Source organism: Paenibacillus periandrae (genome assembly GCF_022458865.1).
GTDB lineage: Bacteria > Bacillota > Bacilli > Paenibacillales > NBRC-103111 > Paenibacillus_S > Paenibacillus_S periandrae.
Map to the genome: position 1 here is coordinate 213,116 of NZ_JAJNMU010000010.1, position 23,952 is coordinate 237,067.

Sequence of the window (23,952 nt, forward strand, 5' to 3'; positions counted from 1 at the left end):
TTATTTGAAGCTTTTAGGGTCAAGTGCATCGCGTAATCCATCGCCAATAAAATTGACTGACAACACAGAAATGATGATCATCATCCCGGGAGGAACCCATAGCCACTGTTGGGAAGTCAAAACAGTAAGTGATTGAGCATCTGTCAGCATATTGCCCCAGCTTGCTGTGGGCGGTTGAACGCCCAGTCCCAGAAAGCTTAAGGACGCTTCCAGCAGAATCGCTCCGGCGACTCCGAAAGTTGCATTAACAAGAATAGGTCCCATAACATTCGGCAAAATATGATTAAACAAGATTCGGGGTGTCCCCAATCCAAGAGCAACGCCCGCCTTAATATAATCCATTTGCTTTAATGACAGCACACTGCCCCGAACGAGCCGAGCCACCGTCGTCCAACCAAGCAGACCCAGAATGAAGATGACATTCCACAAACTCGGACCAACCATACTAACGACCACTAAAATAAGCATTAGCTGTGGGAACGACATAAAAATATCAGTAATGCGCATGATGACCATATCGATCCAACCGCCAAAGAATCCCGATACCAAGCCTAATAAAGTCCCAATGGTCACGCTGATCACTACAGATCCAATACCTACCGCTAGAGAAACCCGTGCAGCATAAATCAAACGGCTGAGCATGTCCCGACCGGTCTGGTCTGTACCCAGCCAGTACTTGGATGACGGCGCCCCTTCGAAGGTTCCAGTCAGCTTGTACGGATCATAAGGCGCGATCCAAGGTGCAAAAACCGCAACCAGGGTAAGCACCACCATGACGAACAACCCAGCGACAGCCAGCTTATGCATTTTAAATTTGCGAACGACCATCCAGAAATAGGTCTCTTCAACTTCTATCTTCTGCTGCGCAGCCTCTTGCAGCGCAGTCCCTATCCCGGGACCGCTCTCGACTTTCATTGGTGCCGCTGACATGCAAGTCCCTCCTTTAAAGGTTATTTATATTTAATCCGCGGATCGACGACAGAATACACGATATCAGTTGCCAAATTAGCGACCAGCACCATGATAGCAGCCATTAGATTAAGCCCCATCAGTGTTGGATAATCACGGGACATGATGGATGTCATCGTTAATTGGCCGATACCCGGCCATGAGAAGATTTGCTCTGTAATAACCGCTCCTCCAAAAAGCAGCGGAATCTCCAGGCCGACAACTGTAATGATCGGAATCAATGCATTTCGAAGTGCATGCTTATTAATGACCATAAATTCATGCAGACCCTTCGCCCTGGCCGTCCGCAAATAATCTTGTCCAAGAATCTCCAGTACACTAGAACGGACATAGCGCATCTTTTTCCCGGCAAATGTGATCCCGAGTACCATCACGGGTAACACGAGATGAAGCAGTCGATCTCCAATCCCGCCAGTTACGCCCAGCGTGACCATGCCCCCGGAGGGTAATATTTTCAACTGCAGCGAAAATACATAGATCAGCCCTAAAGCCATAAAAAAGTTGGGTACCGAAATCCCGATAAATGAGGCGCCTGTCGCCATATAATCCAGTTTTGAATGCTGCTTGATTGCACTCAAAATCCCCAAGGGCAAAGCTATCAATAGCCCAACAACAATAGAAAGCCCCATTAGTAGCGCCGTTGGTCCTATCCGCTCGCTGATCAGTTGTGCAACCGGCTGGTACGAGCTGAACGAGTAGCCAAGATTGCCTTGCAGCAGGTTAACCATCCATCGATAATATTGTATATACAGTGGATCATTGAGTCCAAGCGCTTCTTTCTTCGCCAATATATCCGCTGCCGAAATGCTTGGGTCTATCATCAGGTCCACCGGACTGCCCGGTGCCATGTTGATAATAAGGAAATTTACAATCGTCACGCCAAACAATACAGGTAAGGCGATGAGCAGCCGGCGAATAATATAGGAAAACATAGCTCCCCCTCCTTTTCTGCAAAAACTTAATCTAGTGCGAAGCAGGCGGCTGCATGCCGGGTTCCCTTTAGTTCAGGCTCCTGCTCGCGGCAAATCGCCTTAGCCAGCGGGCATCGTGTATGGAACCGACAACCGCTCGGCGGATTAGCCGGACTCGGTACGTCACCCTGAATGACGATCCGCTCATTGCTCCGCAAATGCGGATTCGGCACTGGATAGGCACTTAGCAATGCCTGAGTGTAAGGATGCTTAGGATTCTGGAAAATGTCCTTCTTACTCGCTATTTCTACGATTCTTCCCAAATACATAACTGCAATCCGATCACTGATGTAACGAACAGCCCCTAATCCATGGCCGATAAACAGGTAGGTCAAGTTTAATTCTTTTTGTAGGTCCTTTAATAGGTTAAGAATTTGCGCTTGAATCGAGACATCAAGTGCCGAAACCGGCTCATCGCAGACAATCAACTTTGGATTCAGGGACAAAGCCCGTGCGATACCGATCCGCTGGCGCTGACCACCGGAAAACTCATGCGGATAACGATTTTTATAGCTTTTAGACAATCCCACCATTTCCAGAAGATCATCTATACGTTTGGGGATTTCATGATCCGGCACGATCCGATGGACCTTGATCGGTTCAGCCAGGATTTCCTTAATCCGCTTCCGTGGATTAAGCGAGGAATACGGATCCTGGAAAATCATCTGCATGTTCGGGCGCACATTCTTCATCTCATCGGCGGAGAATTGGGAAATATCAGTTCCTTGAAACAAAATATGGCCTTCTGTAGGATCCTCCAGACGGATGATCGTGCGCCCTATCGTTGACTTCCCACACCCAGATTCTCCTACAAGTCCCAGTGTTTCCCCATCACGGATTGAAAAGTTGACTCCATCGACGGCCTTTACATGCCCTACCGTTCGGGAGATGATGCCCTTCGTAATCGGGTAGTATGTCTTTAAGCGTTCCACCTGCAGCAAAGGCTTAACTGTATTTTCTTCTACTTTAGCCACTTGGCACCTCCCGGCTCTGTTGTGCCTCCCTATCCCTTTCAACCAGCCAACACCTCGACAGATGTTCCTTGCCTGCTGTAAGCAGTGGCGGAACTTCATTCACACACCGTTCCATGGCGAAGGCGCAGCGGGAATGAAACCGACAGCCGTTTGGCATCTGAAGCAGCGATGGCACCGTGCCCGGAATAGAGACCAGACGTTCCTCAAGATCGCCATCTATTTGTGGAATTGAACCAATCAATCCCTTAGTGTAAGGGTGCAAGGGATTATCAAACAGCGTAAAAACATCGGTTTCCTCAACCACCTGACCGGCATACATGACGATAACCTTATCCGCCATTTCTGCAATCACACCCAGATCATGCGTGATTAGAATGATAGCCGTACCTATTTCCTTCCGAAGCTTTTTCATCAATTCCAGGACTTGGGCCTGAATCGTCACATCAAGAGCCGTTGTAGGCTCATCGGCAATCAATAGCTTCGGCTTACAGGAGAGCGCCATTGCGATCATGACGCGCTGCCGCATTCCCCCTGACAATGCATGGGGATATTCATCAATGATCGCGTCCGCCCTGGGGATGCCCACCTTTTTGAGCATTTCAATTGCTAGTGCGCGCGCTTCCTTCTTACCCAGCTTCAAATGCTGATTAATAGCTTCAATCAATTGATTTCCGATAGTAAATACCGGATTAAGTGATGTCATAGGTTCTTGAAATATCATTGAAATTTCGTTGCCACGGATATTCCGCATTTGTGCTTCATCAAGCTGTACGATATCCTCACCGTCAAACAAAATCTCCCCTTTGCGAATCCGTCCCCGCTGTCCAAGCAAGCCCATGATGGATAGGGATGTGACACTCTTGCCGCATCCGGATTCGCCTACAATACCGAGGGTTTCTCCCGGCTTAAGCCGGAAGCTTACATCCTCGATCGATACGACTTCCCCTTGATCCGTTTGGAAGGCCGTCTGCAATTCGCTTATTTCCAGTAATGGTTCCATGTGTCTTCACCACGATTCGATAGAATAAGTCATCCGTGCTGCTATATCAATTTTCAATATCCCATTCGTTTACATTAATCAGCATACCAACATCCTTCGGTTCGCCCACCTTGACCTTTTTAGAAACAGCACCCAGACGATAATCAGCATACAGGGTGAGCTGAGGCATATCCTGCGCTATGAGCTCTTGAACTTTATTGTATATTGCAATGCGTTTTGCAGGATCTGTCTCCTTGATGCCTTCTTTGAGCAGCTCGTCCATCTTGGGGTTATTGTAACCTCCATAATTTCCACCAGTTACGCTCGATAGGAAATAATTGGATACGTCCGGATCTAGAGAAAACGGATAACCGAGGAAAAATATATCAAACTCGCCTTTACTCGCCTTCTGTCCCACTGTTACAAGATCATATTTGGTGACCTGTGCCTTGACGCCTATCGCCTTCAGGTTCTCTACGATAATATCTGCACTTTGCTCACGCGTCTTCACACCTGAGGGAACAACCAGGTTTAATGTTTTGTTAAAATCCCAACCCGCTTCTTGCAGCAATTGTTGCGCCTTCTTCGGATCGTATTTATACGGCTTTAGACTTTTATTGTAGTAAGGATGAATGGATGTGTAAGGCATATCGATAACCTCGCCTTCACCTTTGAGAAGGTCATTTACCATCATGTCCCGGTTGATAGCATAGGCAATAGCTTGTCTTACACGTGCATCCGGAAGGGTCTTGGAATTAAAAGTCATCTGCTGGTAGTTGAGCGGCTTACCCTGAATCGTTCTCAGATTACTCATATTTTTCACTTTTTCAAAATCCTGAATGGAAATAGTGCCTACACCAGGAAAATTCATTTGAATTTCGCCGCTTTGCAGCTGTGCTACAATATTGGCAGCTGGCATGATTTTGAAAAAAAGCTTGTTTAACTTGGGAGCACCCTTGAAATAATCTTTATTGGCTTGCAGCTCAACATATTGGTCCTTCTGATAGGAGACAAAATTAAAAGGTCCATACGTTACATCCATTTTTTGCCAAAATGGGTGCTGTGCTATCTTCTCAGGATCCGCGTCTTTCAAAATATGCTTGGGTAATGGTTTTAGCTTTCTCCCGATATTTTCTTTGAATAACACCGGATCTAGAGGTGCTTTGGCGATGAACTGCACAGTATGATCATCGATTTTTTTGACACCGGTTAACTCATTTGCCCCCTCAGCTTGCTTGCCCTTATCATCAAAACCTTCGATTACCGCGTAGTACTTGGCAATATTTGAGATTGATTTAGGATGGGTTATCATTTGCACGGTAAATAACAAATCGTCCGCTGTAACCGGCTTCCCGTCCGACCATTTTGCTTTTTCGTTTAATTTCACCGTAAATGTCTTATTGTCTTTCGTTTCTATACGGTCAGCCAACATAGGGACAAATTCCATAGAATCGTTCAATTCCACGAGCGGAGGGAACAACAAAGAAGTAATATGGATCGCCGTCTGGTCCAGTACATCAATTGTGCTGAATGACCCCGGTGCATTCGTTATGCCGATACTGATCGCTTTATTGCCTGTCTGGACCGTACCTCCCTTATCACTTGCCGCCTCCGGCTTCCCGCTTACGTTAGAGCCATTACTTCCACTGCAGGCCGCTAAGGTAATCATGGACATAACCAGAATCAAAAGTAGTACCAGCTTGCTTGTTTTGTGTGTCGTCATCGTGATTCTCCTCTTTTTATAGTTTTTATCGTTTTGGCTATCTTTTTACCGGACCTGGATTTACCTCTTTGGGAATCAGACATTTGTATGTCCGTCCTCCGAGCTGCTTAACATGCTCTTCTTTTGCCCGCTTCAGCAATTCAGGCTGCTGCAGCAGCTCAGTGGCGGTAGCTCCGATCACTTTGCCGGCATGCAGCATTCCCTTGTGGGCCATTGAGGTAGCCCCTTGGCTAACTACCTGCCATGTATGGAATGGAGTACCCAGAGCGACACAGGCAACTGCACACTGTGCTGTCGGCACTTTCCAGCTCACATCGCCAACATCGGTCGAGCCCATAAAAGTTCCTGCCAAAGGCTCGTAAGGCTCCAGTTGATTCGATAAATTTTTATGTGCCAAACCTACGGGTAAGCTTTCATTCAACTCAGCTTCTGTCAGCGTAGCACGAATCCGGGCAGCGAATTGATCTTCCGTTCCGTTAAATACAGGGACACCAAGCTCGGTAAACTTGTCAAACATCAGCTGCTCCAGGGTCCTGTTCATAATGAGCTCCGATGAGCCTGAATCAAATTGGATCTCCAGCTCCGTCCCCGTCATTAACGCAGCACCACGAGCCACGTTGCATACACGTTCATACATATCCTCAAGCTGCTCAGACCTGGGAACCCGCAGCTTGTACAGCACCTCAGCCTCCGCCTGGACAACATTGGGAGAAATGCCGCCGCTGTTCGTGATTGCATAATGCAGTCGCGCTTCAGGAATCAGATGCTCCCGCAAGTAATTGGCCCCCACGTTCATAAGCTCTACAGCATCCAGCGCCCCCCGTCCCAAATGTGGACTTCCTGCAGCATGTGCGCTCCTGCCTTTGAACTTGAAGTATACCTGACAAGTGGCCAAACAACTTCTCGCGGTAATAGAGTTAATACTTCCCGGGTGCCAGGTCAAGGCAGCATCCACATCATCGAAAAGCCCATTCCTTGCCATGATGCCTTTACCGCCACCCCCCTCCTCTGCTGGGCAGCCATAAAAACGAATTGTCCCCGACAGCTTGTATTTTTCTATATAATCTCTTACTGCTACCGCCGCTGCCAGCATCCCGCTGCCGAGCAGGTTATGCCCGCAGCCATGGCCATTTCCTCCTTGTTCAACAGGATTGTGTGCCGACTCGCCCTTCGTTTGACTCAATCCGAACAAAGCGTCATACTCGCCAAGAATTGCTATGACTGGCTTTCCCTGGCCATAACTGCCTACAACAGCTGTAGGAATGCCGCCAGCATTGCGCTCTACGGTGAAGCCCTCCTGCTCCAGCACCTCGGCCATCAACTCGGCAGATCGGTGTTCCTCATATCGGGTTTCTGCATATTCCCATATTTGGTCACTGACCCGGATGTACAGATCGCGCTTTTGTTCAATCATCTCCGCTATGCTTTGCTCCATACTTGTCTTATTTGGTATTTGTCCCATACATAATCCCTCCCGTTAAGCGATTTAATTTCAGTTCAAAACCATCCATGAATAACCTACTGAATAAGCTCCCTCTTTTTATTATGTCATATTTCCTAACTTTAATTTAACATCACATTCACATTAATGAAAAGGCATCTTCGTTAGTATTAAGTATCATTTCTTAACCTGTACCCAGATAGCAGCTGATGATGTCTATGTACCTCTCCTTCATATTTCACATATGGATTATGCTCTATTCTATGGACACGAGTAAATAAAGCGCTTTCTTTTTCTTTATAACTCTATTTAAATATAAATCCTCCAAAATAAATAGGTAGTCCCTTTCATATTTGGTATCATTAATTTAGTGTATACTGCCGCTTCCTTCCAGCTATAGTATCCTCATATCATATTTCACTCTATATTTAACATTTAAAGTGTACTGGCAGGTTGTTAATGTTATAATTTAAAAAATGTTTCACAGCCCCATATCCACGGATCGATTAGTAATGATATATTTTGCGACCAAACCGGGTTATACGTGTGAATGAATATTACGATGGTGAGGAGATAGGATGATCTATTATGCATAAGCTGCTGATCGTTGATGATGAATACGAAATTCGAAACGGGTTGAGCCATTATATTCCATGGAATGAAATTGGTTTTGAGGTCGTCGGACATGTGGAGAACGGGTTGGCTGCATTAAATTTTATTAGCAAGCATCCGGTACATGTTCTGCTTTGTGACATCCGTATGCCTGTTATGACGGGAATAGACGTTGCCAGAGAGCTCTCCAAACAAAAATCCCATGTGAAAATCGTGCTGCTAAGTGGCTATAAAGAATTTGAGTATGCACAGCAGGCATTGGATTTTGGCGTTCGCAGCTACTTGTTGAAGCCTGCTAAATACACAGAAATTTATGCAGTATTCAGCCGAATTAAGGAAGAACTGGATGAAAACCCTCCTCCCACACCCTCACCTCCAGAGGCTGCGTTTGAAAAGACAATAGAAGAAGACGATATTTCCACAAGGGCAATCAGATTAATAAAAAAATATATTCACGAGCACTACAAGGACGCTACGCTTGAGAATGCCGCCAAAATCGTTTATTTAAATCCTTACTATTTAAGCAAATATTTCAAGACGCAAACCGGAGAAAACTTTTCTGATTACTTGACCCGTGTTCGGATGAATAAAGCAGTCGAGCTCTTGAAGGATGTAAAATATAAAACGTATGAAATTAGCGAATTAGTTGGGTACAGCAATGCCAAGAACTTTACTCGTTCTTTTAGAAAATATTTTGGACAAACCCCCAGGGAATTCAGAAACATGGATTAAAGGAGACAGTGATGAGAAAAACGACCCGGACATTTTTTATACGAAACCTCTCGACCTTCCTGATCCCTATGCTGATTCCCATCGTGATCCTTGGCACACTTTCAAGTGTATTGATTCAGCAATTCGTCAAAAATGAAATCAATAATACCAATGTCAATTTGCTCAGGCAGTCTAAAGAAAATATCGAGCTTCTATTCAATGAGCAAGAATCGCTGAATCTGCATATTGTTGCAAGTGCGATTGAATTTATCAATTTGAAAAGCATGCTTGAGAAGGAATTTCCCGATAAAGAGGATTACAGAAGGCTCGCCTCATTGAAAAATTTCATCGATTCTCCTGCGATTGGAAGACCCTATATCGATTCCATTTATATTTATTTGAACAACAGTAAAAATCGCTTCATCTCTTCAACGACCGGCGGTCTTATTGATTTGTCTGATTATTACGATCCAAGTTGGTACCAAAGCTTCAGGAATCATCCGAAGGAAGATATGTGGACCGAAAACAGAATGATCAAAAAAATGAACACTAAAAATGTTCCCATCGATACCGAGCTGATCACTTTATACCGCCGAACCTCGGTTTCGGATGAAAGCGACGGACTCATTGTTCTTAATATTAAACCCGAATACATTAAGCAAAGACTCGAAAGCCTTTCGACGCAAGATGGCCAGCTATTAATGATTTTAAACCCGAAAAACGAAATTTTAATCAAAAATAAAAACCCATCCTATTTGACTATGATGGACTTGCAAGGGATTTCTACTCGATCGGAGTCACTCTTCGACCTATCAATCAACGGCCAATCATTTGTGATCAATAAGCTATACTCGGAGAAGTACCAATGGACCTTCGTCTCGGCTGTACCCAAAGCCTCCTTGTACGAGGTGCCCAACCGACTAAATCTCATTACACTTACGCTTCTCTTACTTTCGTTCCTTGGCGGTACGATATTTGCGTACTATTTGACCCAAAGAAACTACCAGGATTTGAAAACCATAGTATCCATCCTGGATTCCGCCAAGCACGGACAACCGCTTCCACGGCTTCCTATTCAGGGCAAGAGCGTCTATAGCTATATTATGCATAGCCTTCTTCAAAACTTTATCGAGCAAAATTACATGCGCGTTCAGCTGTCCGAGCGAAAATATAAAGCTCAAGCCATCGAGTTCGCCGCTTTGCAGTCACAGTTAAACCCGCATTTTCTGTACAATACACTTGACACGCTTAATTGGAAGGCCGCCAGCTTGACGGGAAGACCCAATGAATTGAATACGATTATCGAGAACTTATCAGATATTCTGCGCTATTCCTTGGACGGTTCGAGTGGTCTTGTTACATTAAAACTGGAGATCGCTAATACTCTTAGCTACATTCAAATCCAAAAAGTTCGTTATAAAGAAAAGTTTCATGTCATCTGGGATTACGAGCCTGAGCTAGAGAAATACAATATGCTGAAGTTAGTATTCCAGCCTCTAATCGAGAACAGCCTGTACCACGGAATTACAGAAAAGGAAGGACCCTGCGTTATCAAAATCCGGATCCATACGGATCAATCCCGGCTCTATATCGCAGTGATCGACAACGGCATCGGTATCCTTCCTGAACGACTTGCCCGTCTGCGCTCACAATTAGAATCCAGTCAACTGGATCAAAGCCTTCACATTGGCTTATTCAACACACAGAAGCGATTAAAATTAACTTACGGTGAAAAATCCGGAATTCGCATGCGCAGTAAATTCGGCTGGGGAACGGCTATTTATATCACCATCCCGATCAATTGAAGCAAAACAACATCCTAATCCGTGGCAATCACGAATCGGGATGTTGTTTCTTTTCAAACTAAAACCCAAGATGTTCATTAGATATTCCAGGTCATACCGTTTTTTGAAAATACAAAGTTTCGCAAGCCTTCTTTATCTAAAATATAGATGTGATTATGAATCTTGGTGATCAAGTTGTGCTTCTTCAAAGAGCTTAATACTTTCGATATCGTAACTCGTGAAGTCCCTATCAGATTGGCCAATTCCTGATCGGTCATTCGGACTGAAATTTTCAACCCATCCGAGGTATCTGAACCTGCATCCTGAGAAAGCATTAGCAATGTGTAACAGATTCGTTTTTCAACGGTCAAAAAGGACATCGTACTGAGTTGTAAGGTTAGAAGATGGACTTTAGTCCCCAATTCCTGAAAAAAAGACAACATCAAATCGGGTTTGTTCGAGATATAGTTAATCAATGCAGCCGAATTGACTTTAATAAGGGTTGAAGGCTTGGTCACGATAGCTGTTGTGAATTGCGGAATTTGATTAAAAGCGGAAATTACCCCCAATAATCCCCCCTCTTGGTTAATTAGTGTCTTCTCAGAACCGTCCTCCCAAAAAATAACGATCTTCACTGAGCCTTCAATTAAATAATAAAAATAATCAGTCGTGTCGCCTTGAATGAATAAATAGGTGCCAGGGGCATGGTTAGCAGGAGTGCCTATGGTAGTGAATAGCTCTTGAAAAGAATGACTTGATTTTAGCCAAAAATGATTGCTATTCAAGCATGCCAACCTCCCTGTACAATTCGTTATACCCCACTTATAACATCAAATAATCATAATGATAAATAGTAACAACTGTAGCGATCGCAGCATCTTTAATTTTATTTCCATGGTAGCTTTGTATGAATACTAAATAAGCTTAAGAAATTGGAGGTAGAATTAAATGATTGATTTCATAACAGCCATACCCACTTACGGTGATGCAGAATACGTTAATGATGTTTTCCTCAGGCCGGATCGAACGGATCCCTGGAGGATGACCGCTGATACAGAGCCATCGCTTTCTTATGCCATTCGATTCGCTCAAGCAGCAGAGAAAGCTGGATTCGACTCTATATTGGTGCCAACCTTCAATTTCTGTCTCGAATCCCTTGTAACAGCCTCTGCATTGGTAACCAGTACGGAAACGTTGAAGTTTTTGGTTGCCGCACGTACTGGATTTACGGCCCCTGCAGTTTTTGCCAGACAGTTAGGCACCCTCGATTATTATTCCGGTGGTCGGGCGCTGGTCAATATTATTACAGGAGGCAACCCGGCGGAATTAGCCGCAGATGGGGAACATCTCGATCATGAGAGCCGTTACAAAAGAACGGGCGAGTTTATGCACGTACTTAAACGCTTATACACGGAAGACAACTTTACACATGAAGGCGACTTTTATCATTTGAAAAATGCTTCTTTATTTTATAAATCTGTGCAAAAGCCTTATCCTAAAATTTATTTTGGAGGGGCATCCCCAGCCGCAAAAGCCGTCGCAGCTAAGGACTGTGACGTATACATGCTCTATGCAGAGACACTGGATTTGACCAAGGATCGAATTGACGAAATGACTTTGCTCTCAGCACAGCATAATCGAACATTGGATTACTGCATGTCTATTCAAGTGTTTTTAGGTGAGACCGAAGAACAAGCATGGCAATATGCTTTAAGCCGCTTGAGCAAAATTTCCGACAAAGAATTTAAAGCCAAAGCGGAGCAGACCATTAACAAAAATGAGTCAGTTGGTGAGAAACGTCTGCACGAATTAATGGAATCTTCACGAAATGACAATTTCCGAATCGGTCCCAACCTCTGGGCTGGCTTGACACAAGCATCCGGGGGTGGAACTCTCGCTTTGGTCGGCACACCAGATCAAGTGGCGGATCGACTTATGGAGTATGCGGCTCAAGGATACAATAAATTTATGCTTCGCGGATATCCACAATTGGAGACCGTTGAAGCTATCGGAAGAGATATCATTCCGAGAGTGCGCCAGAAGCTGGAACAGCAAAAAAACTTGACAATATCCAAGTAAATACACGCCTTCACGAAAATCACGAAGCCGACCTGACACAATCTGAATTGTAATTAGGTCGGCCTCGATCTGATTTTACTTCAATAATTTAGACAAGTTTTTATAGCTAATCGCAATACTTTCCAGTTCATTCTTGCTAGAATGATCCTGCTCAAGAATAATGTATTTAGCAGCACCGATTTCCTTCGCTTTGTTAATAATCGAATTGATATCTATCATCCCTTCACCAACCTCAGTGAAATATTCAACTTTGGAGAACTCCCGGAATTTATTACTATCAATCTCACAATCTTCACCAATCGTCTCAAAAACGTTCACGGGTACCGTTTCTTTAGTCAAGTCTTTCTGGTGAATAAGGTCGCACCTATCTCCTAATTTATGTAAATATTCAACAGGGTTAACACCGCCTCTTAGAGTCCAGTACGTGTCTAATTCCATCTTGACAAACTCTTTGTCTGTATTCTCCAAGATGATATCCAGCACATACTGCCCATCGAATTTCTGAAATTCCATAAAATGATTGTGATAGTAAAAATCCATACCCCTAACCCGGCATTTTTCTCCTATTTTATTCAACTCTTTGCTGAAGTCAAGAACTTCATCCTTATTTTTCCAGAAGCCAATTCCACAAACAAGCGCTTGATTACCAATCTCCTGATGATAATCGATAACACTATCCATGACGTTTATGCTCATCGGGTGGATATGCGCTGATATTGTTTTTAGGCCAAGATCGTTCATGCGTTTTCTTAAGGTATCTGCATCAATATGGAACCCAATCCCATAATCTGTATTCACTGAATGATTTGCAAATTCAATGTTCTTATAACCGATTTCCGCTACTTTCTCCAGCGTGCCCCAAAAATCTTTTTTCAGTTCATTTCGAATCGAGAATACTTGTAATCCTATAGATAAACTCATAATAATGTCTCCTTAAGTATTTATTGTTAGTTCTCAATTATACGCGATTTATCACGCTCATATTGTAAAGCAGTTTGCATAATGGGTTGTTTTCTTCCTTTATATTTACATCAAATTATTCACACAAAAATAAAGCCTAATCGACATAATGTGAGTTAGGCTTTTATAAATGAACTTTATATAAGAGATAGCTAGATTAATCAAGCTTTCTTAACGAACTGACCTTGGATAGTCTGCGGATTCACCAACAGGTTGTAGATCGGGCACACCCGTTCAACGGCTTCGCGCAGCGCCTGAATCGTTTCATCGGTTTCAGTTGAACCCAGAGTAACCGTATAAGCGATATTGTGCGGGTACACGGGAATCTCTTCATAACCAGGCTTGCCGGCAAGCGGATGCAATTCCCCCGTTACTTCAACCTCCAGTGTTTCCAGTGAAACACCACGAATCGATGCCTGGATTAGCGTTATATGCGTCAGGCAGCTGCCCAGCACGCCAAGCTGCAGCTCCGGTGAGCTGGGTCCGAGATTATATCCGGCAAAGTCGTCCGGGCTATCGCTAATAATTTGAAAATCCCGGATTCTGATTTCTCGGACACCGCTTCTACCGGCCGCACGCACCTTGGCCCGATGAACGATGACCTCGGTGTTGTGTTTCGCCTTTGCAGCTCTGGCCTCTACCGCCGCTTTTTTTTGAACCAAATACTCGTTAAGTGTAGTCATATCAGGTTTGCTCCTTTTATATCATATTATTTAGTTATTCATCCTGCAAATGACAGGCAGACCTGTGATTGGGGGCTACCTCACGCAGTATGGGTATTTCCTGCCTGCACACATCCATGACGAACGGACAACGCGTATGAAACACGCAGCCTGACGGAGGATGCAGCGGCGAAGGCAGGTCGCCTTTTAGTACAATTCGCTCCCGTTTGACTGTTGGATCAGCGATAGGCACCGCCGACAATAATGCCCTCGTATACGGATGCTGCGGGTTGCGAAACAGACTATCGGTCTCGGCCTCTTCTACGAGCTTGCCGAGATACATCACACCGATCCGATCCGAAATGTGCCGGACCACACTAATATCATGAGCAATGAACAGATAGGTGAGTCCAAGCTCCCCTTGGAGCTTCCTGAGCAGATTAATAATTTGCGACTGGATAATCACATCAAGGGCTGATACGGGTTCATCACATATGACGATCTTCGGATTCAGGATCAACACCCGAGCCAGTCCGATCCGCTGCCGCTGTCCGCCCGACAGCTCATGCGGATAACGGTAATAGTATTCAGGCTGCAGCCCGACCTTGTCCAAAATCTCAAATATCCGCTGCTCACGCTCCTGGCGTGAACCAATACCATGAATCACGAGTGATTCCTCAAGAATACTGCCGATTCGTTTACGCGGGTTCAAGGACGTATAAGGGTCCTGAAATACCATTTGCAGCTGTTGACGCAGCGGGCGCAAGGCGCGGTTGGACAAGCTCAGGATATCGGTTCCGCGGAATCGCACCTCGCCCGATGTAACGTCATTAAGACGCAGCAGCGACTTGCCAAGAGTGCTTTTCCCGCAGCCCGACTCCCCGACAAGACCGTAGGTTTCCCCCTCCCATAAGTGGAAGGAGACATCATCCACCGCCTTGACCACATTTTTGTTCAATCCAAACGAAGCGCCAGCCTTATAATATTTCTTCAGGTGCCTGATTTCCAGCAAAGGCCCCTGGTCAAGAGGTTCCGTTCTGGCAGGTTCCTGATGAGGCTCAATTCCCGGCATAGTGAGTAACCTCCCGAACTGCATCAGCCGTAATGCTGTCCATTAATTGTCCTGAAAACTGCCCTGAATACCAGCAGCGCGCGGCATGATTGTCGTCCGTACGCATATATGGCGGCTCCTCTTCGCGGCAGCGTTCGTCTGCATACTGGCATCTGCCTGCGAAGCGGCACCCTGCAGGAATATGATGCAGCGATGGTACATTTCCTTCGACCACATGCAGCTCCTCCAAGCGGTCGCCATTCAGACGCGGGATCGATTTTATCAAGCTGATCGTGTACGGATGCTGCGGCCTCGTGAACAGCTCCATCACTTCGGCTTCCTCGACAATTTGTCCAAGATACATCACGATGACACGACTGCACATTTCCGCGACGACACCGAGATCGTGGGTGATGAGCATGACGCTCATGCCGAACTCACGGTTTAGTTCAGTCAGCAAATCCAGAATTTGTGCCTGGATGGTCACGTCGAGTGCGGTAGTGGGTTCATCCGCTATAAGCAGCTGAGGTCTGCAGGCAAGTGCAATAGCTATCATGATTCGCTGCCGCATTCCACCTGAAAGCTGATGGGGATAGTCGTCAATTCGCTGCTCAGGAGCGGAAATGCCAGTCAGCTTGAGCAGCTCAAGCGTTTTTTGCCGCGCCTCCCTGCGGGAAATTTTTTGATGGAGCAGCAGCGTCTCGGCGATTTGGTCACCAATCGTAAACACCGGATTCAAGGAGCTGAGCGGGTCCTGGAAAATCATTGAAATATCATTGCCCCGGATCGCCTGCATTCTTGCATGTGATGCCTGCAGCAAATTCTCCCCTTGATACAGCACCTCACCCTCGTAGCGTACCGTCCTTTTTTCATCAAATAACCGGAGAATCGACTGTGAGGTAACGCTTTTGCCGCAGCCGGATTCACCTACGATGCCGATGAATTCGCCAGAATCGATATGAAAGCTGATCCCGTCCACTGCGGTAACCTGTCCTTTTTCCGTGTGAAAGTGGGTTTTCAATTCCTTGATTTCCAACAAATGCGCTTGTTTCAAAGGAAGCCTCACCCCTTTGTATCAATAGTTATGACTTTATTTCCTAGCTGTCGTGTGCGGGTCCAGAAAATCTCTCAAACCGTCTCCAAACAAGTTAAAAGCTAGCGCCAATACGAGGATTGCTGCACCCGGGAAGGCCGTCATCCACCATGAATTAAAAATATACATTTTGCCGTCAATCAGCATGTTGCCCAGACTCGGTGTAGGCAAAGGCACACCTGCGCCAAGGAAGCTGAGCGCCGCCTCCACGATGATTGCTTCAACAAATATAAAAGAGGCTTGAACGATCAGATTCGAAATGGAGTTAAGCGCAATATGTCCCCACAGGATTCGTGTTGATGAAGCGCCTAAGGCTTTCATCGCCTCGATGTAGGTTTGCTCCCGAATAATGAGAGCAGTCGAACGGATAACTCGGGCTACATGCGGCGTAATGACGGCAATCAGACAGATGACCAGATTACGGATGCTCGGTCCAAGCATCGCCATAATCGCAAGCGCAAGCAGGATGCCGGGAAACGCCATCAAGCCGTCGGAAATTCTCATGAACAGATGATCCAGCGTCCGGTAATAGCTCGCATACAAGCCAATGATCAAGCCAAGAATCGATGCGCCAATGGAAACCGCAAAGCCGACCTCCGCCGAAATTTTCACCCCGTACACAACTCTGCTCCATACATCACGGCCAAAATTATCAGTCCCGAACAGGTGCTCGGCATTAGGCTTCTGAAATCGACTTGCCACATCAATCAAATAAGGATCATGCGTGGCGAACCATCCAGGAAATAAGGAGAGCACAATAATGATCAACAGGATCACACTGCCTGCAACGACTCCTGTGTTCGTAATAAATCTTCGGAAAATTCGCCTGCGCTGCTCCTTGCCAAGCTCCGGTGCTACCGACGGTGCCGTATAGCTGCCGACTGCATGGCTTTTTGCGTTATCTGCTGCCATAACCAAGCTCCTTTATGCTAACGGTTCAGTCTTATTCTTGGGTCAATCACTGCATATAGCAAATCAACCAGCAAATTAATCATGACGGTCAGGAACGCCACGAACAGGACCGCTCCCTGAATGACCGCATAATCCCGCCGCTGTACGGAATTAACCAGCAGCTGGCCGAGTCCGGGAATATTGAAAATCGTTTCCGTGACCGTCGCGCCCGCAATCAGCGAGCCAAACGATTGGCCGATAATCGTTAGAATAGGAATAAATGCATTCCGCAGCGCATGCTTGTAAATCACGGAACGTTCCTTTACCCCCTTGGAGCGGGCTGTTTTAATAAAGCCTGCGTTCAAAATCTCCAGCATCGACGATCGTGTAATACGTGCCAGAAAAGCTGAATGCACAACGCCAAGCGCAACGGCAGGCAAAATCAAATGACGCAGATGCTCCCCCAGCCCCGCGCTCAAAGGCTTGTAGCCCGCGACAGGAAGCCATTTGAGTTCAACGGAAAAAATAAGCATCAAAAACAAGCTTAATAAAAATCCTGGTACCGTAATGCCGAACAAGGAAAACGCCGTGACCGATTTATCGGCGGCCGAGCCATGACGCACAGCAGCAAATATACCTACCGGAATGGCAATAATGACCGCAATGATTTCCGCAAGAATCGCCAGCGATAGCGTCGGCCCCAGCCGCTCGATGATCGTTTCCGTCACCGACTTTTTCATAAAGTAAGAGTTGCCGAGATTACCGTGAAGCACATCCGACATCCAGTGCACATATTGCAGGTATAAGGGCGTGTTCAGCCCCATTTGCTCGCGCAGCTGTTCGACAATTTCCGGACTGGCTCCATCCCCGAGCATAACGGATGCGGGATCTCCGGGAATCAGATAAATAATGAAAAATACGACAATCGATAAAATGAACAAGACGGGAAACAGGTGCAAAATTCGTTTGAGCAAATAAATCGCCAATACGCTTCTCCTCTTTTATCGCCGATTATTTAAGAACCTTCGTGTTCCACAAAATTGGACCTTCAAAATATTTGTAGCCCGTAACATTTTTACGAACTGCCTTATAGGTAGCGAAATCGCCGATCTTAATAGCCGCCAGGTACTCATATTCGTAAGCTTGGAGCGCATCAGCCGCTTTCCGTTTATCTTCCTTGGTCAAAGCTGTCGTCGTCGCTTTAACCAGATTTTGCAGCTTCTCATCTTCAGGCCAGCCGTACGTTTTTCCAAGATAAAGCAGCTGTGACGGACTTGATTGCAGCGCGAAGGATCCTACATAAATATCCCAGGTGCTCGGATCGCTTCTTTTGCTGATCATCGTAGTAAAGTCGTACACCTCAAGCTTCGATTTCACACCGATTTTTTCAAGCTGATCCTTGACCAGCACGGTAGGGTTATAAAATACGCCGCCCGAATCGCGAGTTGTCAGAAGCTTCAGCTCTTCACCGTTATAGCCTGCTTCCTTCAGCAGCTGCTTGGCCTTCTCGGGATTTTTCTGATTGTATTTCTCCTTGCCCGCCTCGCTGTACCAGTCCGTACTGTCCTTGTTGATCAGGCTTGGATTCAGTTGAATCAGATTCGGATCGGAGGTAGAGCCAACAAGAATTTTTTCCACATCCAAGGCGGCGGCAATGGCTTCACGGAACTTCAGATTGGAGGTAATTGGCGCCTTTTTATTGAACACGACATTGTAGTCGGAAGACAAAACCTTTTGCACCTCTACATCCGGTAGGCTTTTCACCTGATTCAGATTATCTACCGTAATATCAGCGAAGTTATAGTTGCCTGCCAAAAAGCTGGAGAACATCGTCGATGTATCAGGAACGAGATCAAAGTATATATCCTTAATGAACGCTTCTTTCTTGCCCGTTACCCCGTCCGCCGGTTTATCCACCGATTTATAATCATCGAACTTGGCGACGTGCACATACTGATCCTGCTTATATTCAACAAACTTGTAAGGCCCGGTGCCGATAAATTCCTTGACACCTTTAGCATCCGCTCCAGCAATAACCTCCTTGGGCATTATAGCAGCAAACTGCAGATAGCTGGCCAGCTGGGAAGGGATATCATTGCTTGGCTGGCTAAGATTCAGGACAACGGTGTACTCGTCCTTCACTTCGAAATTGGACGCCCCGATCGACGTTTTGGCACGGGCGGTAATTTCTTTCCAACGATTCAGCGAGGCCACCACATCCTCAGCCTTCATTTCCTTGCCGTTGTGGAACTTTACGCCCTTGCGCAGCGGAAACGTGTACGTTTTACCTTCATTGCTAATATCAACTGATTCAGCGAGTACCGGAATGGCCTCATACTTCGTATTGAAGGCGACCAGCTGCTCATAAATGTGTCTGTCGATATTGGCCACGCCGCCCGTAGGAACCAGATGCGGATCTAACGAAGCAAAGGTGAGCGAGAGCGGGTACCTGACTTCACTTACGGTTGCGACCTCTTTCGTATCCTTGCCGCCAGTGCTTGCGGTTCCGGCTGCAGCCGAGTCGGTTTTGGAGCATGCGCTTGTAACCAGTAAGGCAGATAATAATAAAGTAATGATTTTAAGCTTGCGATGTGTTTTCATGTGCTGTTCTCCCCCTTGAAGCATAATAGTGTAGTTTCGCGTAAAATAAAGCCTTGTTTGTCGAATTGTTTTCCTTCGTTCACAATTCCCTGTAATCCGCTTGTTTTAATTATGTTTATATTTGATATAATAAAGCAGAATCGTCATTATGTATAATTGAAAAAAATAAACGAATAGTTTAGAAAACGTAAATTTACTTGATAACGGAGGTAGCAGCATGGAAATACGTATGATTCGAACGTTCCAGATGATCGTCAAGCTTGGCAGCTTTCAAAAAGCCGCTGAGGCATTGCAGTACTCGCAGCCGACGGTAACCATGCATATCAAAAAGCTGGAGGAGGAGCTGGAGGTCGAGCTTTTGGTTCGAGCCAAAACGATCAAAATGACGGAAGCCGGGCGCATTTTCTATGAACGGGCCGACAAAATGCTTAAGGAGTACGAATATTTATGCGATGCCATCACCGATTTTCGGCATGGTGAAGCAGGACTCGTGCGCATCGGCGGCTCCGAGCCCTGGGTGAGCGAGTTTATGCCCACGCTGCTGCCCGAGTTCGTCAAGCTGTATCCGAAGGTACAGATCAGTATTGTGAGTGGAACGAGCAACAAGCTCAGCGAAATGCTTGCGAACGATCTGATCGATTTTGCCGTATGCACCGAGCCCGAGGCCAATTTGCAAATTCAGTTCAAGCCGCTTTTGAAAGAACCGATGGCATTGTTGATTCCGCAAACCCACCATTTGTCCAACAAAAAAGAAATCACAGTCAAGGAATTGAAAAACGAAAATTTTCTGATGACGATGGGCAACTGCCCGATACGTATTAAGGTTGAATCCATCATATCTGAAAAGATCGATGAGATGAACAAAAGCATCGAGGTGGCCAACATCTCCTCGCTCAAATACTATGTACAGGCTAATCTCGGTATTGCCTTGGCTCCGATAGTAGCGATTTATCCGGAAATTCCGGGAACGCTGCTCAAGCCAATCGTCGATCTTCAGGAAGCGTTTCAAATCGGAATACTGAGAAGGCGATACGATCCCCCGCGCGGAACAGCTGTCGTCCGTTTTATGGAGGAAGTCGAGCAGTTTCTCATCTCACGCCATAAAGTCGCTCATTCGAGTATGATTTACCGAATGGCCTGAGACTAATTGGGGACAAAATGAAAGACTGTTCCATCATCACCTGACGGGACAGTCTTCCTGCTTGAATTCAGGCCGTACGGCAGCCTTAAAATCGTAATATGAACGGCGTTATGAGCTGGATGATTTCGAGGCGTCTAGCACTTCGGCCAGACGCGTTAAATCGGCGCCAAACACGGCTTGATACTGGCCGTCGCTACCAATTTCCGTTACAGGAATACGTCGAATATTGTACTTGGCTTCGAGCACATCCCTTAAGATATCATGTCCTTCCACATCGATGGACTCATACTCGTATTGATTTGCTTTCAAATAATTCCTGACCTGATCGCAATAAGGGCATTCCTGCTTGCTCCATAAAACGATTTTTGGCTGTGCTGACATGTTTAATTGCCTCCTGTACCTATATTGTAATTTTGTTAAAAATAATTATTCAGACCAATCCAGCAGCTTATCAGCAGTCCGTAGAAATACCTGCACACCCATAGCCAGGGCATCCTCGTCTACAGTGAATCTTGGGTGGTGGTGGGGGTAGACGATGCCTTTGTCTTTATTCTCGGCCCCGATATTGAAGAACACGCCCGGCGTTACCTGCTGGTAAGCAGAGAAATCCTCCCCTCCCATGCTGGGCGGAATATGCACAACGGCTTCCCGTCCAAATAAATCAACGGCTGCCTGTTCGACAACACGCGTAATTTCCTGCTCGTTATGCACTGGATTATAGCCATATTCATACTCCAGCACGTATTCGGCTCCATGCGCCTCGGTAATCCCACGGAGAATCCTGTGAAAATGCTTGGGAGCCGCGCTGCGAATATGCGGATCAAAGCTGCGTACTGTACCTCCGAGCTTGACCGTCCCTGGAATTACATTATTAGCTGAGCCGCCGATAAACTGCGTTACGGATACGACAAGCTGCTCCATTGGATCGATATTGCGGGAAACGATATGCTGCAGGTTGATAACAGCCTGGGCTCCGATGATAATCGGATCGACCGTCAAATGAGGAGCAGCCGCATGTCCGCCTTTTCCACGAATTGTGATGGTGAAATTATCGGGTGAAGCCATCATCGCACCATATGCAATACCGATCCGGCCAATCGCAAGCTTGGAGCTGAGATGGCTGCCGACAACGAAGTCCACCCCTTCCATCACTCCCGCATCCACCATTTCCTGCGCTCCGCCAGGCGGCATTTCTTCAGCATGCTGAAATAGGAATCGGATTTCTCCACCCAGCTGCTCTCGTCTCGAAGTCAATAGCTTGGCGACGCCCAGCACCATAGCCGTATGGCCGTCATGACCACAGGCATGCATAACACCTGGAACGGCGGATGCGAATTCCAGCTCATTCTCCTCCTGGATCGGCAGCGCATCCATATCGGCGCGAATTGCCAGCACCTTGCCGGGACGCGGCCCGATCAGCCTCGCCAGTACGCTGGTCGGTGTTGGACGGCTGATTTCAAGTCCGCCAAAACCTCGAAGTGTTTCCTCAACGAATTCGGCTGTCTTGAATTCCTGAAACGAGAGCTCCGGATTCCGGTGCAAATGCCGCCGCCATTCAATCACCTGAGCCTTGAAAGCTTCAGGCAGCTCATAGCCTGCTTGCAAAGTCGTACTCATCGCCGCTAACCCCCTTATTCCACATCAACGATGTGAATCTGTTTTCTGGTTTTGCATAACGCAATAATAATTCATCCAATCCGATATGTATAATTGGAAAAACTAATCGTTCTGTTTATAAAATATAAACTGACCGATTATCCATACTTTTAACAGAAAGCCTCAGTCAATTTATAATTACTAAATTCGCTGTTTGCTTTTTTCAATTTTACAAATCATGACCTATGTTTTATGCTTTTCATACGATATTATTTATTATTCCAATCGGTTAACTCAATTTAAATACAATGGATAAAGGTGGAATCCCCATGAAGCAAATTCATCTCGGCGTTTTTGAAGTCAATGGCATCAATCATTTGACTCAAGGCATCTGGACACATCCCAATCAAAATCGGGTGAACTACAAGGACATCAATTACTGGATCGAGATTGCACAAATTTTGGAACGGGGTAAATTTGATTTTATGTTTTTCGCCGATTCGTACGGCTATCCGAAGCAAAAGGAGGAGCTGGCATTCCGCGAAGCTTCCGGCTCTCCCTCGAACGATCCTATGCTGATCATCCCGGCTTTGGCTGTTTCTACCCGGCATATTGCGTTTACGATGACGACCTCGACAACCTATGAGGCGCCTTATGCCAATGCCCGCCGCTTCTCTACGCTGGATCATGTAACCAAAGGAAGAATTGGCTGGAATGTGGTAACGACCAGCAGTAAAGCGGCTTCCGATTTGTTCGGACGTGATGTATTTGTTCCTCATGATGAACGGTATGATATCGCCGATGAATATCTGGAGCTGAGCTACAAGCTATGGGAAGGCAGCTGGGACGATGATGCTGTACGTCTGGATAGGGAAAACCGCGTCTACACCGACCCTGCCAAGGTTCACAAAATCGTCCATGACGGCAAATATTTCAAATTGACCGGCTATCACGGCACAGAGCCGTCGGTACAGCGTACCCCGGTCTTATTTCAGGCCGGGAGCTCTGCTCGCGGACGAGCCTTTGCAGCCCGGCACGCCGAGGGCGTTTTCCTTAAAGCACCGACAACGCAGGTGCTGCGCGATCAAGTCAAGGATATCCGCAATATTGCCCAATCGTACGGCAGAGATCCAAGCTTCATTAAAGTGTTCACCGGACTCTCAGCGATCGTCGGCCGTACGGAGGAAGAAGCGCAGCGCAAATATAAGGAATACGAGCATTACAAAAGCAAGGAAGCGACCCTGCTCAGCTACCAAAGCGTAACGGGGATCGATTTGACGCAGCTGGACCCGCAGTCTTTTTTTGAAAATATCCATACCGAGCAGGGACAAACTCATACCGATCGCTTTACCAAGCACAGCCAAAGCCGCAAAACGGTTCAGGATGTGATCGACGATTTTTCTGCCAAAGGATTTCGCGGGCTGACGGTCATCGGCACACCGGATCAAATAGCCGACCAAATCGAGCGTTGGGTGGAAGAAACCGATGTTGACGGGTTCAATCTGGAGCCTTATATACTGCCTGACTCTTATCTCGACTTCGTCGATTTGGTTGTGCCTATTTTGCAGGAAAGAGGAATTTTCAAAAAGGATTACGCACCGGGCACGTTCCGTGAGCGTTTGTTCGGCCAAGGCGTAGCCAAGCTGCCTCATCATCATCCAGGCGCGGTCTATCGTGACGCCAGCCGCTTGAGCTAACGCTCTCGGGTCGATAA

The 23,952-nt window shown here is 46.3% G+C and carries 21 protein-coding genes; 5 read left to right on the top strand and 16 right to left on the bottom strand.

What is annotated here, in order from left to right:
- Genes opp4C through LRL21_RS18450 form a run of 6 tightly spaced genes read right to left on the bottom strand, consistent with a single transcriptional unit; the run spans window position 1 to window position 7,078 of the window.
- Window positions 1-930, bottom strand: coding sequence for an oligopeptide ABC transporter permease (opp4C, locus tag LRL21_RS18425; protein WP_240417261.1), 930 nt, complete (start codon window positions 928-930; stop codon window positions 1-3).
- A 20-nt stretch (window positions 931-950) separates the two neighbouring features.
- Complete coding sequence (locus LRL21_RS18430; RefSeq protein ID WP_240417262.1) at window positions 951-1,901, bottom strand: ABC transporter permease; 951 nt, start codon at window positions 1,899-1,901, stop codon at window positions 951-953.
- Between the two features lie 26 nt (window positions 1,902-1,927).
- Window positions 1,928-2,914 (bottom strand): ABC transporter ATP-binding protein, encoded by a 987-nt coding sequence (locus LRL21_RS18435; RefSeq protein ID WP_240417263.1) that lies wholly within the window; start codon window positions 2,912-2,914, stop codon window positions 1,928-1,930.
- Window positions 2,907-3,914, bottom strand: a complete 1,008-nt coding sequence (locus tag LRL21_RS18440) for an ABC transporter ATP-binding protein (RefSeq protein WP_240417264.1) — start codon at window positions 3,912-3,914, stop codon at window positions 2,907-2,909. Before LRL21_RS18440 ends, LRL21_RS18435 begins: the two co-directional genes overlap by 8 nt.
- Window positions 3,915-3,960: 46 nt before the next feature.
- Complete coding sequence (locus LRL21_RS18445; protein ID WP_240417265.1) at window positions 3,961-5,616, bottom strand: ABC transporter substrate-binding protein; 1,656 nt, start codon at window positions 5,614-5,616, stop codon at window positions 3,961-3,963.
- Window positions 5,617-5,653: 37 nt separating this feature from the next.
- On the bottom strand, window positions 5,654-7,078 hold the full coding sequence (locus LRL21_RS18450) for a M20 family metallopeptidase (RefSeq protein WP_240417266.1): 1,425 nt from the start codon (window positions 7,076-7,078) through the stop codon (window positions 5,654-5,656).
- A 567-nt stretch (window positions 7,079-7,645) separates the two neighbouring features.
- Between LRL21_RS18450 and LRL21_RS18455 the strand changes: the two genes are divergently transcribed.
- Window positions 7,646-8,401: a response regulator transcription factor gene (locus LRL21_RS18455; RefSeq protein ID WP_240417267.1), complete on the top strand. Its 756-nt coding sequence runs from the start codon at window positions 7,646-7,648 to the stop codon at window positions 8,399-8,401.
- Between the two features lie 11 nt (window positions 8,402-8,412).
- A complete protein-coding gene (locus tag LRL21_RS18460) occupies window positions 8,413-10,185 on the top strand; it encodes a cache domain-containing sensor histidine kinase (protein WP_240417268.1) in 1,773 nt (590 codons plus the stop codon).
- Between the two features lie 77 nt (window positions 10,186-10,262).
- Here the strand turns inward: LRL21_RS18460 and LRL21_RS18465 are convergent, their stop codons facing one another.
- Window positions 10,263-10,949 (bottom strand): Crp/Fnr family transcriptional regulator, encoded by a 687-nt coding sequence (locus LRL21_RS18465; RefSeq protein ID WP_240417269.1) that lies wholly within the window; start codon window positions 10,947-10,949, stop codon window positions 10,263-10,265.
- Window positions 10,950-11,112: 163 nt separating this feature from the next.
- Here LRL21_RS18465 and LRL21_RS18470 point away from each other — a divergent pair, with 163 nt between their 5' ends.
- Window positions 11,113-12,243, top strand: a complete 1,131-nt coding sequence (locus LRL21_RS18470) for an LLM class flavin-dependent oxidoreductase (protein WP_240417270.1) — start codon at window positions 11,113-11,115, stop codon at window positions 12,241-12,243.
- A gap of 75 nt (window positions 12,244-12,318) precedes the next feature.
- Here LRL21_RS18470 and LRL21_RS18475 read toward each other — a convergent pair whose 3' ends face one another.
- The 7 genes from LRL21_RS18475 to LRL21_RS18505 form a co-directional block, all read right to left on the bottom strand.
- Window positions 12,319-13,164 carry a sugar phosphate isomerase/epimerase family protein gene (locus LRL21_RS18475; protein WP_240417271.1) on the bottom strand — a complete coding sequence of 282 codons (846 nt, stop codon included), beginning with the start codon at window positions 13,162-13,164 and terminating at the stop codon, window positions 12,319-12,321.
- A 200-nt stretch (window positions 13,165-13,364) separates the two neighbouring features.
- Window positions 13,365-13,886, bottom strand: coding sequence for an OsmC family protein (locus LRL21_RS18480; RefSeq protein WP_240417272.1), 522 nt, complete (start codon window positions 13,884-13,886; stop codon window positions 13,365-13,367).
- A gap of 34 nt (window positions 13,887-13,920) precedes the next feature.
- Window positions 13,921-14,937: an ABC transporter ATP-binding protein gene (locus LRL21_RS18485; protein WP_240417273.1), complete on the bottom strand. Its 1,017-nt coding sequence runs from the start codon at window positions 14,935-14,937 to the stop codon at window positions 13,921-13,923.
- On the bottom strand, window positions 14,924-15,970 hold the full coding sequence (locus LRL21_RS18490; RefSeq protein WP_240417274.1) for an ABC transporter ATP-binding protein: 1,047 nt from the start codon (window positions 15,968-15,970) through the stop codon (window positions 14,924-14,926). Before LRL21_RS18490 ends, LRL21_RS18485 begins: the two co-directional genes overlap by 14 nt.
- A 36-nt stretch (window positions 15,971-16,006) precedes the next feature.
- Window positions 16,007-16,921: an ABC transporter permease gene (locus tag LRL21_RS18495; RefSeq protein ID WP_240417275.1), complete on the bottom strand. Its 915-nt coding sequence runs from the start codon at window positions 16,919-16,921 to the stop codon at window positions 16,007-16,009.
- A 17-nt stretch (window positions 16,922-16,938) separates the two neighbouring features.
- Entirely contained in the window at window positions 16,939-17,886 is a 948-nt protein-coding gene (locus LRL21_RS18500; RefSeq protein ID WP_240417276.1) for an ABC transporter permease, read from the bottom strand.
- Window positions 17,887-17,911: 25 nt separating this feature from the next.
- Window positions 17,912-19,501 carry an ABC transporter substrate-binding protein gene (locus tag LRL21_RS18505; RefSeq protein ID WP_240417277.1) on the bottom strand — a complete coding sequence of 530 codons (1,590 nt, stop codon included), beginning with the start codon at window positions 19,499-19,501 and terminating at the stop codon, window positions 17,912-17,914.
- Between the two features lie 217 nt (window positions 19,502-19,718).
- Between LRL21_RS18505 and LRL21_RS18510 the strand changes: the two genes are divergently transcribed.
- Window positions 19,719-20,642, top strand: coding sequence for a LysR family transcriptional regulator (locus LRL21_RS18510; protein WP_240417278.1), 924 nt, complete (start codon window positions 19,719-19,721; stop codon window positions 20,640-20,642).
- Between the two features lie 108 nt (window positions 20,643-20,750).
- Here the strand turns inward: LRL21_RS18510 and LRL21_RS18515 are convergent, their stop codons facing one another.
- Complete coding sequence (locus LRL21_RS18515; RefSeq protein WP_240417279.1) at window positions 20,751-21,023, bottom strand: glutaredoxin family protein; 273 nt, start codon at window positions 21,021-21,023, stop codon at window positions 20,751-20,753.
- A gap of 45 nt (window positions 21,024-21,068) precedes the next feature.
- A complete protein-coding gene (locus LRL21_RS18520; protein WP_240417280.1) occupies window positions 21,069-22,259 on the bottom strand; it encodes an amidohydrolase in 1,191 nt (396 codons plus the stop codon).
- 308 nt (window positions 22,260-22,567) lie between these two features.
- Between LRL21_RS18520 and LRL21_RS18525 the strand changes: the two genes are divergently transcribed.
- On the top strand, window positions 22,568-23,935 hold the full coding sequence (locus tag LRL21_RS18525) for an LLM class flavin-dependent oxidoreductase (RefSeq protein ID WP_240417281.1): 1,368 nt from the start codon (window positions 22,568-22,570) through the stop codon (window positions 23,933-23,935).
- Window positions 23,936-23,952: the final 17 nt, after the last annotated feature.

Coding starts and splice junctions, on each gene's coding strand:
- LRL21_RS18460 (WP_240417268.1), top strand. CDS start 8,413: ATGAGAAAAACGACCCGGACATTTTTTATACGAAACCTCTCGACCTTC.
- LRL21_RS18525 (WP_240417281.1), top strand. CDS start 22,568: ATGAAGCAAATTCATCTCGGCGTTTTTGAAGTCAATGGCATCAATCAT.
- LRL21_RS18485 (WP_240417273.1), bottom strand. CDS start 14,937: ATGCCGGGAATTGAGCCTCATCAGGAACCTGCCAGAACGGAACCTCTT.
- LRL21_RS18455 (WP_240417267.1), top strand. CDS start 7,646: ATGCATAAGCTGCTGATCGTTGATGATGAATACGAAATTCGAAACGGG.
- LRL21_RS18510 (WP_240417278.1), top strand. CDS start 19,719: ATGGAAATACGTATGATTCGAACGTTCCAGATGATCGTCAAGCTTGGC.
- opp4C (WP_240417261.1), bottom strand. CDS start 930: ATGTCAGCGGCACCAATGAAAGTCGAGAGCGGTCCCGGGATAGGGACT.
- LRL21_RS18430 (WP_240417262.1), bottom strand. CDS start 1,901: ATGTTTTCCTATATTATTCGCCGGCTGCTCATCGCCTTACCTGTATTG.
- LRL21_RS18505 (WP_240417277.1), bottom strand. CDS start 19,501: ATGAAAACACATCGCAAGCTTAAAATCATTACTTTATTATTATCTGCC.
- LRL21_RS18445 (WP_240417265.1), bottom strand. CDS start 5,616: ATGACGACACACAAAACAAGCAAGCTGGTACTACTTTTGATTCTGGTT.
- LRL21_RS18450 (WP_240417266.1), bottom strand. CDS start 7,078: ATGGGACAAATACCAAATAAGACAAGTATGGAGCAAAGCATAGCGGAG.
- LRL21_RS18515 (WP_240417279.1), bottom strand. CDS start 21,023: ATGTCAGCACAGCCAAAAATCGTTTTATGGAGCAAGCAGGAATGCCCT.
- LRL21_RS18475 (WP_240417271.1), bottom strand. CDS start 13,164: ATGAGTTTATCTATAGGATTACAAGTATTCTCGATTCGAAATGAACTG.
- LRL21_RS18440 (WP_240417264.1), bottom strand. CDS start 3,914: ATGGAACCATTACTGGAAATAAGCGAATTGCAGACGGCCTTCCAAACG.
- LRL21_RS18520 (WP_240417280.1), bottom strand. CDS start 22,259: ATGAGTACGACTTTGCAAGCAGGCTATGAGCTGCCTGAAGCTTTCAAG.
- LRL21_RS18480 (WP_240417272.1), bottom strand. CDS start 13,886: ATGACTACACTTAACGAGTATTTGGTTCAAAAAAAAGCGGCGGTAGAG.
- LRL21_RS18495 (WP_240417275.1), bottom strand. CDS start 16,921: ATGGCAGCAGATAACGCAAAAAGCCATGCAGTCGGCAGCTATACGGCA.
- LRL21_RS18470 (WP_240417270.1), top strand. CDS start 11,113: ATGATTGATTTCATAACAGCCATACCCACTTACGGTGATGCAGAATAC.